Source organism: Streptomyces sulphureus DSM 40104 (genome assembly GCF_000381025.1).
GTDB lineage: Bacteria > Actinomycetota > Actinomycetes > Streptomycetales > Streptomycetaceae > Streptomyces > Streptomyces sulphureus.
Map to the genome: position 1 here is coordinate 366,686 of NZ_KB905819.1, position 13,222 is coordinate 379,907.

The 13,222-nt window shown below is 70.5% G+C and carries 13 protein-coding genes; 8 read left to right on the top strand and 5 right to left on the bottom strand.

Going from position 1 to position 13,222, the window contains the following annotated elements; all coding sequences use genetic code 11:
• Window positions 1-23 precede the first annotated feature (23 nt).
• Window positions 24-1,463: an NADP-dependent phosphogluconate dehydrogenase gene (gene gndA / locus F603_RS0120845; protein WP_026328597.1), complete on the top strand. Its 1,440-nt coding sequence runs from the start codon at window positions 24-26 to the stop codon at window positions 1,461-1,463.
• A gap of 426 nt (window positions 1,464-1,889) precedes the next feature.
• Here gndA and F603_RS0120850 read toward each other — a convergent pair whose 3' ends face one another.
• On the bottom strand, window positions 1,890-3,578 hold the full coding sequence (locus tag F603_RS0120850; RefSeq protein WP_019547910.1) for an ABC transporter substrate-binding protein: 1,689 nt from the start codon (window positions 3,576-3,578) through the stop codon (window positions 1,890-1,892).
• A gap of 246 nt (window positions 3,579-3,824) precedes the next feature.
• Between F603_RS0120850 and F603_RS0120855 the strand changes: the two genes are divergently transcribed.
• The 5 genes from F603_RS0120855 to F603_RS0120875 are packed head-to-tail and all read left to right on the top strand — an operon-like array spanning window position 3,825 to window position 8,626.
• Complete coding sequence (locus tag F603_RS0120855; protein ID WP_019547911.1) at window positions 3,825-4,553, top strand: SDR family NAD(P)-dependent oxidoreductase; 729 nt, start codon at window positions 3,825-3,827, stop codon at window positions 4,551-4,553.
• 54 nt (window positions 4,554-4,607) lie between these two features.
• Window positions 4,608-5,909: an MFS transporter gene (locus F603_RS0120860; RefSeq protein ID WP_245600844.1), complete on the top strand. Its 1,302-nt coding sequence runs from the start codon at window positions 4,608-4,610 to the stop codon at window positions 5,907-5,909.
• Window positions 5,910-5,923: 14 nt separating this feature from the next.
• A complete protein-coding gene (locus F603_RS0120865; RefSeq protein WP_019547913.1) occupies window positions 5,924-7,066 on the top strand; it encodes a C45 family autoproteolytic acyltransferase/hydrolase in 1,143 nt (380 codons plus the stop codon).
• Window positions 7,059-7,904: a polysaccharide deacetylase family protein gene (locus tag F603_RS0120870; protein ID WP_019547914.1), complete on the top strand. Its 846-nt coding sequence runs from the start codon at window positions 7,059-7,061 to the stop codon at window positions 7,902-7,904. Before F603_RS0120865 ends, F603_RS0120870 begins: the two co-directional genes overlap by 8 nt.
• Window positions 7,901-8,626 (top strand): SDR family NAD(P)-dependent oxidoreductase, encoded by a 726-nt coding sequence (locus F603_RS0120875; RefSeq protein ID WP_019547915.1) that lies wholly within the window; start codon window positions 7,901-7,903, stop codon window positions 8,624-8,626. Before F603_RS0120870 ends, F603_RS0120875 begins: the two co-directional genes overlap by 4 nt.
• Before the next feature lie 344 nt (window positions 8,627-8,970).
• On the opposite strand, the gene F603_RS0120880 is transcribed toward F603_RS0120875, so the two are convergent.
• From F603_RS0120880 to F603_RS0120900, 4 genes are all read right to left on the bottom strand, one after another.
• Window positions 8,971-9,945: a TIGR03557 family F420-dependent LLM class oxidoreductase gene (locus tag F603_RS0120880; RefSeq protein WP_026328598.1), complete on the bottom strand. Its 975-nt coding sequence runs from the start codon at window positions 9,943-9,945 to the stop codon at window positions 8,971-8,973.
• Window positions 9,946-10,376: 431 nt separating this feature from the next.
• Window positions 10,377-11,027, bottom strand: a complete 651-nt coding sequence (locus F603_RS35970) for a Clp protease N-terminal domain-containing protein (protein WP_245600845.1) — start codon at window positions 11,025-11,027, stop codon at window positions 10,377-10,379.
• Between the two features lie 165 nt (window positions 11,028-11,192).
• Entirely contained in the window at window positions 11,193-11,591 is a 399-nt protein-coding gene (locus tag F603_RS35975) for a hypothetical protein (RefSeq protein ID WP_245600846.1), read from the bottom strand.
• Between the two features lie 551 nt (window positions 11,592-12,142).
• Window positions 12,143-12,379 carry a hypothetical protein gene (locus F603_RS0120900; protein WP_019547920.1) on the bottom strand — a complete coding sequence of 79 codons (237 nt, stop codon included), beginning with the start codon at window positions 12,377-12,379 and terminating at the stop codon, window positions 12,143-12,145.
• Between the two features lie 215 nt (window positions 12,380-12,594).
• On the opposite strand from F603_RS0120900, the gene F603_RS36280 reads away from it, so the two are divergent.
• Both F603_RS36280 and F603_RS0120910 read left to right on the top strand, forming a co-directional pair.
• Complete coding sequence (locus F603_RS36280) at window positions 12,595-12,726, top strand: hypothetical protein (RefSeq protein WP_281168903.1); 132 nt, start codon at window positions 12,595-12,597, stop codon at window positions 12,724-12,726.
• A gap of 244 nt (window positions 12,727-12,970) precedes the next feature.
• A complete protein-coding gene (locus F603_RS0120910) occupies window positions 12,971-13,177 on the top strand; it encodes a hypothetical protein (RefSeq protein WP_019547922.1) in 207 nt (68 codons plus the stop codon).
• Window positions 13,178-13,222: the final 45 nt, after the last annotated feature.

Consider the following 13,222-nt stretch of genomic DNA (forward strand, 5'->3'; position numbering starts at 1 on the left):
TTCCGCAAGGGAAGAGAGAAGACATGAGCACCAGGGGAATAGCCAACATCGGTGTCATCGGGCTGGCGGTTATGGGCTCGAACCTCGCCCGCAACCTGGCCTCCCGCCCCGGCAACACCGTCGCCGTCCACAACCGCACTCACGCGCGCACGCAGGAACTCCTCGCCGCGCACCCGGAGTCCGGATTCGTCGCGGCCGAGTCGATCGACGCCTTCGTCGCCTCGCTCGCCCGGCCGCGCACCGCGCTCATCATGGTGCAGGCCGGAGCGGGCACCGACGCGGTCATCGACCAACTGGCCGCGCGCTTCGAGCCCGGCGACATCATCGTCGACGGTGGCAACGCCAACTTCCAGGACACCATCGCCCGCGAGCAGCGCCTCGCCCACACCGGCATCCACTTCGTCGGCGCCGGGATCTCCGGCGGCGAAGAGGGCGCGCTCCGGGGCCCGTCGATCATGCCGGGCGGCTCCGCCGAGTCCTACGAGACCCTCGGGCCGATCCTCTCCTCCGTCGCCGCGGTCGCCGAGGGCGAGCCCTGCGTCACCCACGTGGGCACGGACGGCGCCGGACACTTCGTGAAGATGATCCACAACGGCATCGAGTACGCCGACATGCAGCTCATCGGCGAGGCGTACGACCTGCTGCGCACGGTGGGCGGCCTCGAACCGCGGGCCATCGCGGAGGTTTTCGCCGGATGGAACACGGGCCCGCTGGAGTCCTACCTCATCGAGATCACCGCCGAAGTGCTGCACCACGTCGACCCGGCCACGGACGTGCCGTTCATCGACGTCGTCCTCGACCAGGCCGGTTCCAAGGGCACCGGCGTGTGGACCGTGCAGAACGCGCTCGCTCTCGGCGTCCCGGTCAGCGGTATCGCGGAGGCCGTCTTCGCCCGCGCGCTCTCCGCACAGCCCGCACAGCGCGCAGCCGTACGGCGGACCGCTGCGTCCCGGCCCGCACCGCAGACGGTCGGCCCGGCGTTCGTCGAGGACGTGGCCAAGGCGCTCTACGCCTCGAAGGTGGTCGCCTACGCCCAGGGCTTCGACGCTCTCACCGCCGGTGCCGAGAAGTACGGTTGGGACATCGACAAGGGCCGGATCGCCAAGATCTGGCGCGGCGGCTGCATCATCCGCGCCCGCTTCCTCGACCGCATCGCCGAGGCGTACGCCGAGAACCCGGGTCTCAGCACGCTGCTCGAAGCCCCGTACTTCGCGGACGCCGTCGCAGACGCGCAGGACGCCTGGCGCGGCATCGTCGCCACCGCCGCTCTCTCCGGCGTACCGGCCCCCGGCTTCGGTTCCGCACTGAGCCACTACGACGCGCTTGCCTCACACCGCCTTCCGGCCGCGCTGGTCCAAGCCCAACGCGATTTCTTCGGCGCGCACACCTACCGGCGCACGGATCGAGAGGGGACGTTCCACACCCTCTGGTCCGGCGACCGCAGCGAAGCAGTCGTCGAGTAGCCCGCGCGCTGAGGCCCACGTCTGCCACCGGGGAAACCGTGCTGCGGAAGTCCCGCTTGCCCGCGCTGCACATCCGTAACCTTTCACGGGTGCTCCGGCGACCGGCAAGCGCGTCGAGCGGCACGAGGGCACGGTGCTGCACTCCGACGGCGGGGCAGGAGCACCGACCTGTGGTTGCGGTGCCGGAAGTCGGCCTCGCCTGGCCGGTCGGCCACAAGCCGCAGCCGACCTGAACTCCTGCCCCGTCGCTGCTCGGCGGGCGAGGTTGCCAAGTGCACGTGCTGTACATCGGGTTGGCCACGTACGAGGGGCCGGAGCAGCTCGCTGATCGTGGTGGTCGCGGGCGGACGCCTTCGCCCTGGTCGACGGTCGTGCCCGCCGGTGCACCGACGTTGGACCGATCAGCGCCCCCCACAGCCCAGCCGGTCAGCCGGGCAGCAGATGGTGTCGGTCGCCCGTGATGCGGTATGCCAAATGGGGGTGCGCGGTTGACGGGTCGTGGGTGTCGTCCGGGTAGGCCAGGCCGCGTTGCCCGGGGCCTGCGAAGGAGCACACGCCCGCCACACCCCGGTACGGGACGGTCCGCAGGTGCTGTTGGACCGCGCGGTGGTTCCACGGCCGGTCCACACTGGCCCAGGCGGCCGCCAGGGCGTGCACCAAGTCGTAGTGGACGGCCGCTGCGCCGAGCCCTGGGTCGCCGCCGTAGGAGGCGCGGTAGCGCTGTGCGAACGCGGCAGCCTGCGGGGTGTCGTGCACCCCGACGATGGTGGACCACACCAGCCCCTGGGACAGCTTGCCCAGCCGCTCGGTGAACCCCGGCGCAGTGGGAGCCCAGGCCGTGTGCACCAGTGTGCGGGTGCGCAGCGCGACCGTCGTCGTGAGGAAGTCGCGCAGCGCGTGCTCCGGCAACACCGAAAGGAAGACCGCGGCGGGGTCGGCACGCTCCAAACGCTGCGTGACCGCCTCCCATGCCGTGTGCTGCTCGTCGACGCGCTCCACCAAGGCCAAATCCCATCCGGCCCTCTCCACCGCTCGCGCCAGCCCGTCGACGAAGACGTCGTCGAAGGTACTGCGGCGCAGCAGCAGCGCCAGCCGCCTGGCGCGCGGACGCCACGCCTGCGAAGCCTCCAGGACGCGCAGCGTGCGCAGGAACCCGTACAGATACGCGTTCTCGTCGGCGCACGCCTGGAAGACATGGCTCAGCGTGTGCGGGTCACGGTCGACGGCCGCGGCGAGCGCAGGCGCGATCATCGAGTGCAGCACCGGTGTCCCCGGTGCTGCCGCACGGGCGACAGCCGAAGGGACCGCGGCGCCCCGGAAGTTGCCCAGCAACACGGCGTTCGCGCCCGCCTCGGCGAGGGCGCCCACCGCGTGCGCGAGCCGGTCAGCCGTGGCCTCCACCGCCGTGTACCGCACAGCGCGCCCGGCGAGCCCGCGTTCCTCCAGCTCGCGCAGGGCGAGCAGGGCACCCTGGCGCATCGGCCGCTGGTCCGTCACGCCCGCCGACGAGCCGGCGGGGTAGACGAGGCCCACCGTGATCGGCTGCCTCTCCGGCCCGGTCCGCGTCGGGACGTTCCACACGGGCGCCTTCAGCAGTTCGGCCAGCGCGGGCGGTAGCACGAGGTCGTCGGTCGGCGCCGGCAGGGTGTGGGCCCGCAGTGCGGTGATCATCGTGGCGACGGCCGCTCGGGACCTCAGGCCGCTCTTGGCCAGGACGTGCTCCGTGTGCGTGGCGGCGGTACGGCGCGAGCAGCCCAGCGCGCCCGCGATCTCAGGTGTGGTCAGGCCCCCGGCCATGCACGTGGCCACCTGTAGCTCCCGTCCGGTCAGTCCGAACGGCGGCGTTGCCGGCTCCGCCTCCAGACGCACTGTGCGCGGCGGGCCAACGGCGCTCTCCACGGTGATCCGCAGCAGCGAGGAGCCGCGGACGTCCAGGAACCCCACCGGTTCGTCCTCGGCGCGGGACAGAGCCCGGCCCGCGATCTCTTCCAGATGGGGACGGGCGGCGAAGAAGCCGCTGTCGGAGACGTAGCGACGACCGGCCGCGGTGATCTCCAGGAAGCGGCGCTCGGGCGAAGGAGGAGAGGGCGATGAACGTGCGGTGGTGTCGGGCATGAAGGCGTGCTCTCCGGTCCGGCCGGGGGCGGAAGCCGTCCAGGAAGGTGCCCGGGCCCAGCCACCGCGCATGCTGCTGGGGTCTCCGTCGGCGAGTTTAGGCCGACCTCGGTGCCGCCTCAAGGAAAGCGACTGTCGGCGACCCGCAGAGCACGCCCGGGCACCGCTGCGCATCGGGCAGATGCCCGATCCCCGCCGCTCGCCCCGCGCCTACGGTGATCCGCACTTCGAAGGGAAGGATTCGCCGTGACGTTGCGCAACAAGGTCGTCGTGGTCACCGGAGCCGCCCGCGGGCTGGGCTCGGCCGTGGCCGACCGCCTCCGGACGGCGGGGGCCCACGTGATCCGGGCCGACCTCTCCTTCCCCGGCGACGACTGGCCGGACCGCGTCGCGTTGGACGTGGCCGACGCGGACAGTTGGGAGCGTTTCGCCGCCCGGGTCCGGGAGCGCGCCGGCCGCCTCGACGTCCTCGTCAACAACGCCGGCATCAGCGCGCGCGCCGATGTGGTCGGCACCGACGACGAGGACTTCGCACACATCCTGCGGGTCAACGTGTGGGGCGTGTGGCGCGGGATCAAGACGTTCGCCGATGATCTCGCCGCCACCGGTGGCTGCGTCATCAACGTCGGGTCCATCTACGGCGCCACCACCGCCCCTCCGTCGCGGGTGTCCCCCTCGTCCGTCGCGTACCAGGCCGGCAAGGCGGCCGTGCACCAGATCACCAAGGTCGCGGCCGTGGAACTGGCGCCACGCGGTGTCCGGGTCAACGCCGTCCTTCCCGGGGTCTTCCGCACCGAGCTACTCGCCGACCTTCCGCCCGAAGAGCTCCAAGTCCGCGTCGGCGGCGCCCCGTTGGGCCGGCCCGGCGAGAGCGCCGAACTGGGGCCGGTGGTGGAACTGCTGGCCGGGCCCGGGGCCTCGTTCGTCACCGGTGCACTCATCCCCGTGGACGGCGGTTACCTCGCGGCCTCCTGAAGGGGGCCTCGTCTCCCGCCAACTCCCTTCCTCAGAACGCTTCCAGGAGGCGTCGTGTCAGCATCGACGAACGCGGTAAGTGCGCCGCCCACCGCCCTGCGTCAACATCGGCGCGCGCTCGCCGCGAGCAGCGTCGGCAATCTCATGGAGCAGTACGACAACCTCATCTACGCGTATTCCGCGACCGTTCTCGGTGCGCTGTTCTTCCCCAGCGAGAGCGACGCCGTGGGAGTGCTGTCCACCTTCGCGGTCTTCGCCGTCGGCTTCTTCGCCCGGCCGCTGGGCACCATCGTCTTCGGGCACATCGGAGACCGCCTTGGCCGCCGTCCCGCCCTGGTCCTGAGCGTCGTGGTGATGGGGTTGGCCACCGCGTTGATCGGCTGCCTGCCCACCTACGACTCGATCGGTGCCCTCGCCCCCGTCCTGCTGGTCGCCCTGCGCCTGTTCCAGGGCTTCGCGGTAGCGGGTGAATGGGCCGGCTCGGCCGCCATGCTCGTCGAGTTCGCTCCGCCCGGACGGCGCGGCGTCTTCGGCAGCTTCAACCAGGTGAGCACCGCGGCGGGCTTCCTCGTCGCAGCGGCCGTCGTCGCCGTCAACTCGGCCGTCTTCAGCGACGAAGCCATGCTCGCCTACGGCTGGCGCGTACCGTTCCTGCTGGGCGGGGTCACCGCCGCCGTCGCTGTGCTGCTGCGCATGGGCCTCGAGGAGACGCCGGCCTTTGTGCACGACGAGGAGGCCGGTGCCCGCCGCAGCCCGCTGCGGACCGCTTTCGCGCAGCAGAAGGCCGCCATGTTCCAGGGCTTCTGCTTCACCGTCGGCTGGACCGTCGCCTACTTCTTCTTCCTCACCTACCTGCCCACCTACCTGCGCACCGAGGCCGGTATCGACCCCGGGGTCGTGAACGTCTCCAACCTGGTCGGCACGGGAGTGCTCACCGTCTCCATCGCACTGTTCGGTCTGTGGTCCGACCGGATCGGCCGCAAGAGGCTCCTACTGGTCGGCTCAGGGGGTTTCGTCGTCCTGTCGTTCCCCGTCATGATGCTGTTCGAGACCGGCCATACCGCCGCCGTCTACCTCGGGCAGATACTCATCGCGCTGACACTGGCCTGTTTCTCCGGCCCCGGCCCGGCCGCACTGGCCGAGCTCTTTCCCACCTCCGTGCGGTACTCGGCGCTGGGCATCGGCTACAACTTCTCCGTCATGGCGTTCGGCGGCACCGCCGCCTTCATCGCCTCCGGCATCGTCGCCGCCACCGGCGTCCCGCTCGCGGTCGCAGCACTGCCCGCCGTGGCCGCCCTCGTCACCTTCCTCACCGTGTGCACCATGCCCGAGTCCTCTCGCTCCCCGCTGCGTTGAAAGGAACCCGCGCCATGACCACCCGCCCCGCCCTGATCGCCGTCCAAGGCGACCACCACGACATGGGCGAGCAGCTCGGCTCGCGCACCGCTGACATGATCGCCCGCAACCTGGACGCCTACCGCGCACGCTTCCGCGGCCAGGCCGGTCTCGACGACGCGGACGTCGACCGCTGGGGACGCCGCTACTACGAGGTGGCCCGCGCCTACGACCCGGACATCGCGGCCATGCTAGAGGGCATGGCCGTCGGCTCCGGACAGAGCGTCCACCGGCTCGCCGCGCTCAACGCACGCACCGAACTCCTCTACGGCACCGGCTACCGCGACGAAGGCTGCACCTCGCTCTCCGTGCTGCCGACCCAGACGGCCGACGGCCACACTCTGCTCGCCCAGAACTGGGACTGGCATCCCGAACAGGCCGACGTGACCTTCCTGCTCGCCACCCGTGACACCACCGGGTTCACCGTGCTGTCGCTGACCGAGGCGGGCATGCTCGCCAAGAGCGGCCTGAACTCCGCCGGACTCGGCATCTGCGCCAACCTACTCGTCTCCGACCGCGACACCGGCGGCGACGGAGTTCCCTACCACTTCCTGCTGCGCGGCGCGTTGAACGCGCCGACCATGTCCAAGGCGCACCGCAAACTGCTGCCGGTGAAGCGCATCTCCTCGGGCAACATCATGCTCGCCGACGCCGCGGGCGAAGCCGTCGACTTCGAACTCGCACCCGACGTCTTCGCGACCCTGCTGCCCGAGGACGGCCTGCTGACCCACGCCAACCACTTCCTGGCCGACCTGCCGCTGACCGACCTGAAGGGCGCCACCAGCGCGCTCACCCAGCTCCGTCCCAGCCGCGCCCGGCACTTGCTCGCCCCCGCGGCGGCCGCCGGCACCGTGCGTCCCGCCGACGTCGTCGCGGTCCTTCGGGACGACTGGTCCCACCCGGACGGCATCTGCCGCTACCCCGATGCCGACGTACCCCTCGCCGACCAGGTCAGCACCGTCTACTCCGTGGTCATGGACCTCAACGCGCGGACCCTCTGGATCGCGCCCGGCCCGCCCCGCGAACACGCCTACATCCGGTGGGACCTGGACACCCTCTTCGACCACGGCGCCGAACCCGCCGTCGACTTCCGCCCGGAGGCGCCCGCCGATGCCTGAACGAGGAACCGTCTGCCTCACCTTCGACTTCGACGCCGTATCGCTGTGGGCCGCCCGCGCGATGACGACTCCCGGGCCCGTCTCCCGCGGCGAGTTCGGCGCGTACGCCGTACCCCGCATCCTGCGCCTGCTGGACACCTACGGCATCACCTCCACGTTCTTCGTGCCGGGGCACACCATCGAGACCTACCCTCAGCAGTGCCGCGCCGTCCACGCCGCGGGCCACGAGATCGGCCTCCACGGCTATCTGCACGAACCGGTTTCCACGCTCGACCGCGCGGCGGAACTGGCCGTGCTGCGCCGCTCGTCCGCCCTCGTCGAAGAGCTCACCGGGGCTCCGCCCGCGGGCCACCGCACCCCCAGCTTCGACTTCACCCCGCACACCGTCGACCTGCTGGAGGAGATCGGCGTCGCCTACGACTCCTCGCTGATGGGCACCGACAGTGAGCCCTACCTGGCCCGTACCGGCGACTGCCACGACCCGGACGGCCCCTACGTCTTCGGCCGGCCCAGCAGGATCGTCGAGCTGCCGGTGTCCTGGACTCTGGACGACTATCCGCACCTGGAGTTCGTGCGCACGGGCAGCATGGTGATGCCTGGCCTGCAGGACCCGCACGCGATGTTCGCCCGCTTTCTGGGCGACGTGCGCTGGATGGTGCGCAACGAGCCGGACGGCGTTCTGACCGTCACTCTGCATCCGCAGGCCATCGGCCGCGGCGACCGCATGCTCGCTCTGGAGGAGTTCATCCGGCAGTGCCGAGAGCTGGGTGTCCGCTTCGCCGCCTGTGCCGACGTTGCCCGGCAATACGGTCCGGCGCTGCTGGCGGCGGTCCGATGACCGGGGCGCCCGCGCGGACCCTGCTGTTGGGAGCCGACGGAGGCATCGGTCGGGCCGTCCGTGACCGCCTGGAAGCACACGGCTCGTACGTCAGCGGTGCCGGACAGGACGACGTCGACTTGGCACAGCCCGGCGTTGCCGCTCCCTTCGTCCGTGCCGCCTGGGCCGACGCCGGTGGCTTCGACGCGCTGGTGCACTGCGCCGGCCTTTATCCGGCCCATCACGCGCTGGACACGAGCGAGGACGTCTTCGACCGGTTGCTGGCAGTGAACGCCCGCTCGGCGCTGATGGCGGGCGCCGAGTTCGCTCGGCTCTGCGCGGCCGACGGACGCAGCGGCTCCATGGTGTTCGTCTCCAGCGGCGCCGCGCGTCGCGCTCGTCCCGGCACCACCGCGTACGCCGCTTCCAAGGCGGCGTTGGAGGCGGTAGTGCGCGGTCTCGCCCTGGAGACCGCACCGCTCGGGGTGCGCTGCAACGCCGTCGCGCCCGGATTCGTCGACGTCCGCTCCACGCTGAGCCCGGTGCCTCGGGAGTACGTCGAGGCAGTGTCTGCCGCCAGCCCCCAGGGGCGCGTCGCCCGAGCCGGCGACATCGTGCCCGCCATCACGTGGCTGCTGAGCGAGGACGCGGCATGGATCACCGGGCAGAGCATCCCGGTCGACGGCGGCGACAGCATCGGTTCCGCCACCGCGGCCAACTGGCTGACGTCGGACACCTCCTGAGGCACCGGGAGCCGGGCCCGCGCCGGTGCGCAGAGTCCTTGGAGACGTTCCCGACCTGTTCGCTCGTGGCGTTCCGCGCCGGACTGGCGGCCTTGCGGGCGGCGGCGTGGCCGGGAACGTCGTCGGGGGAGGTGGACTCCTCGGTCCGGATCGGGGCGGTAGTTGCACCCCTCGGCGCCGACGGGGAAGCCGTCCGTCAAGTTCCCGCGCGCAGCGTGCTGTTGGCGGTCGCAGCTCCGCTCGATCTCCTGCACGGGGTGCGGGTACCGCGGCTGCGGTGTGCGGGGCCGGCGTCCTCTCCGCTCAGCGGCGAGTCCGCCGGTCACGGCCGCCTCTGCCTTCCGTCAGCCGGAGGACGGGGTGAGCGCACGCAGGCGCTGGTGCAGTTCCCGCTGGTAGAAGTCGAAGAACCCGTCCGGGTCGGGCCCGCTGTTCTGCAGCACCAGCCGGTCGAAGCCGGCATCGACGAAGGGCTGCGTGACTTCGACGTAGCGTGCCGGGTCCGGGCCGCACGCGAACTGGGCGAGGATGTCCTGCTGGGTGACGGTGGTCGTGGCTGCCGCGAAGTTGACCGGGTTGGGCAGCTCGCTCATCACTTTCCACCCGCCGACCGCCCACCGAGACGTCTTCAGTGCCGCCTGAGCAGCCGTCTCCTCGTCAGCGGCCCAGGCCATGGGCACTTCGGCGTAGCGCGGTCCGTCGCCTCCGGCCGTCCGGTAAGCGCCGACGATCTCCGTCTTGGGCTCGGTCGCGAAGAGACCGTCACCCAGCTCCGCGGCGATGCGAGCGGAGAGCGGACCGCTGGAGGCCACCGCGATGAGCGGCAGCTTCTCCGGCAGGTCGAACACCCGGGCATCGTCCAAGTGCAGGTACTGACCGCGGTAAGACCGGTATCCGCCTTTCCAGAGCAGCCGGATGATCTGCAGTGCTTCCCGCAGTCGGGCGTGGCGCTCCGGCACGGAGTTCGGGAACCCCTGGCCGACGACATGCTCGTTGAGCCGTTCACCCGCCCCCACACCGAGAGTGAACCGACCGCCCGAGACGAGGGCCAGCGTCGCGGCCGCCTGCGCGATGATCGCCGGGTGATAGCGCACCGTCGGACACGTCACGCCGGTGGTCAGCCCGATGCGCTCGGTCTTCGCAGCGACCACCCCGAACACCGTCCATGTGAACGACGAATGCCCCTGGGTCTCGAGCCAGGGATGATAGTGATCGCTCATCTCCACGAAATCGAACCCGGCCTGCTCGGCGAGCACGGCCTGCCGGACCAATTCGTCAGGCCCGAACGCCTCCGTGAACAGCTTGTATCCGATCTGCACCATTTCCTCGTTCCCGCCGAAGCTGTCGGCCCGCGCCGGTCGACGTCCGCTCCGCAGGCAACCGGCCTCAGCGGCACCCCGGCGAGCAGTCGATCGGAGAAGATCACGCAGACACTGGCAGGCGAGCGGCGGGACACGGCGCTGCCACGTCGACGGGGGGCCATTACGTCACCGGATGGGCGTTGCCGCGACCCTCGTGCGGGGTACGGCCGCCGTCGGTCGGGGACGAATACGCGTCGTCGGCCGCGCGGGACCGGCTCCGGCAGGCCGAGTCCAGCGGCCGCCGCACGTTGAGGACGACAGTGACGGCCGAGCGGAGAGGGCAGTGGTTCCCGCGCGCCGAGGGCTGCTTCGACTGGCTGCAAGGACCGGACATCCGGTGCGTGAACTCCCACGCCCAGATCGGTCCTCGGGCTGCGGGCTGCCGCGGTTCAGCCGACCCGTCCCGCTCCGTGCGGCACTCGGAGCTCCGGCTCCGCGCGCAGTCCGGTGACGTCCGCCCCGCTCTCGGTCAGCACACGTGCGATCTCCGCTGCGGACTCGGCGTCCGTCCCGGTCTCGTCGAGCAGGGCGGCCAGTAGGTGGGTCGTGCCGACCGTGGACGAGTCCTGGGCGGCGGCGGTGAGTTCCGCCACGTGCAGGAGTCGGCGGTCGTAGTCGGCGGTGCCAACGACTTCCGGGGGCTCCTCCGTGACGCCGGTGGAGGGGAGCAGCACTCGGGCGACAGTGTCCTGCCGTGCGCCGTATCGGCGGAGAAGTTCCGCGCCCTGGTTCGCTGCTGCCAGATGCTCGGGCAGCGCACGCCCCGCGACGGTCAACGACCGGTCCAGCGCCAGGATGCCCAGCAGCACGTCGACGGGCTCCTGCTTCGACACCCCGCGTCGCACCGCCGCCCGTTGTGCCTCCGAGCGCACCACGCTCACGATCGCGGAGCCGAATCCCGCTCCGCCTCCGAGGACCCAGGCGGTGAACTTACGGGTCAGCGGGTTGCCGGTCTTCCCGAAAATTCCCGCCTTGCGCAGTAGCAACACCGCGCCGGGCTGCCGGCCCTTCGTCCTCTCGCGGCAGTGCGTCGAGCGCATGCGACGCGGCGGTGACGTCCGACTTCTCCACCGCCATGGCCTCGCGGGCACGCGTATCGGGCAGTTCGAAGAGCGCACGCGCCACGTGGCGGACGCGTACCGCAACGGTGCCCTCCTCCCGTGCGGACTCCAGCGCTTTGCGCAAGCAAGACCGCAACGCGCCGGTCATCGGCGGGAGTTCGACGCCGCTCTGCTCCTCCTTCTTCCGGTTCTTCCGGCGCAGCCTCTTGGCTTCCTCCTGCCGGACCGTGCGCCAGAAGGCATCGATCTCCCGCGCGTCGTCCGGGTTTCGGCTGCGCCGTCCTCCGCGTCGTCGCTGATCCATACGGATGTTTCCCTGTGCCCGATCGAAACGGCGAGTGAGCTGGAAGTCCTCATGCCGGGAGCTATCGCGGAACCTGCGGCCGAGTCACCCGAGACGAGTGCGCTCAGCAGGATTTCCGTTCCGACGTCCGCACGTTCCTGCTTGGCCACCTTGCCCATCGCCTCCAATAACAGCAGGAAGACGTCCCTTTCGAACTCGACGGTCGTGCCGGATTTGCACTCGGGCGTTTGCTGCTCCATAGGGTGTTCCTTTTCATGGTGTTACCGGAGGAGAAAGGCGTCGTCTCCGGCGGTCGGCGATGCGCTCACGGAGCCGACGAGCGGCACGTGCAAGGTCGAAGCCATCGACGGAGAGCGGTGTTCTTGCATGTCGAGTTCGCCGTACGCCGCCTGTTGCAGACGATGCGCCGGAGCGGGCCGCCGCTCGTCATGGGGACGGATGCCCTCGTCGACAGCGCTGTACTGGCCAAGGTGCCGCCGGATCAGGTCGAGGGCGGATCGCAGTCCACGGAATTTCGCAGCGGCGCCATGCGCTCAGCGCCGGGCGGGCGTCGGCTGTTCGCGGCGCTAGTGGCCGATGGTGGGTCCACGGCCGCAGGGGTGGTGGCGTGCGCTCGGCGCCATTCTCGGGACGGTTTCTCTCCCGTCCTGGCCCGAGAGGTACAACGCAGGGCTGACAAACGAACGTCGGCCTTCAAGACCGCAACCGGGTCTCGAAGACCGACGTCACCGAGCGCCCGCATCACCAACAGCGTGGCGTGACCACGGTTGCGCGCGAGCCGGCTAGGGCGTCAGGTCAGCGCGTCCATGTAGATGCCGTCCTCGGTCTCGTAGCAGCGTGTGTCCTTGTACTCGTCCTTCATCTGCTCCGCGTACTCCTCGCACTCCTGCATGTTGCTGAACACCGCAGGGCCGCCGCCGATCGTCTGCCAGCCATCGGCAGCGGCGGAGCCGGCCGAAAGCGGAACCGCGACCACTGCGGCAGCGACAGCAAGGCCGTAGGCGATTCGGGTACGCCGCGACTTCATACGTCTCTCCTTTAGTACAGGGCCGGACCGTGCCGGCCAACAGTTCCCCGTGCCTTCGGTCAGTGAGATGACGCGAGCGAGGAAGAAAGTTCCACGTGCGGAACAACTCCTCGGATCAGAGGCGTCGACGTCTCACCCATCGGACTCGGGGCCACGGGTATTTACGACTTCCGCACCGCAGGCCGGGCGAACGAGACCAAGTCGATTTGCACGCCTTGGAGTTCACTTCCTTGGACACGGCCGGAATCTACGGTCCGTTCGTCGTCGACGAGCTGGTCGGTCGGCCAGGGGCCATCGGCAACGACCAACTCACATGGGACGTGAGCGCGATGAGCAGCACTGCTTGAAGGTCAGGAGTTTCATCTGCATCGGTGCCGACGCCGTTGACGGCTCGCACGTCCCGCTGTCTTCGGTTCCAGCGGCCGAGAACCGGGCGACAGTGTGCTGAAGTGCGCGCTCCGGCTGTTCGGGCGGTGTCTGGGCTCGCCAGGCAACAAAACCGTCCGACCGTACCCACGGGCGCTGGAGTCGGTGATGCCGTACGCGCGCGTGAACTCGCCCTGTGCTCGTGGAGTGTGTCGCGCCGACCCGGTGGACGTGCAGGTCGACGCCGTGGACAGCCGCTGCCGTCCTGGCTGCCGGTTCCCGGGCTCGTCCGTCGGGGCCGACGAGCAGGGTGGAGGCGCCGTCGACCGTGGGGTGAACGTCAACGCCTGGGGCCACGGCGCCGTCGCGGAGTGCGAACTCGGCCTCGACCATGCCGAGGACGGCGAACGGAGCGGGGGAGACGACCCGTAACACGGGGCGGTGCGCATAGCAGCGGCGGCGTTACGGTCAGGGCCG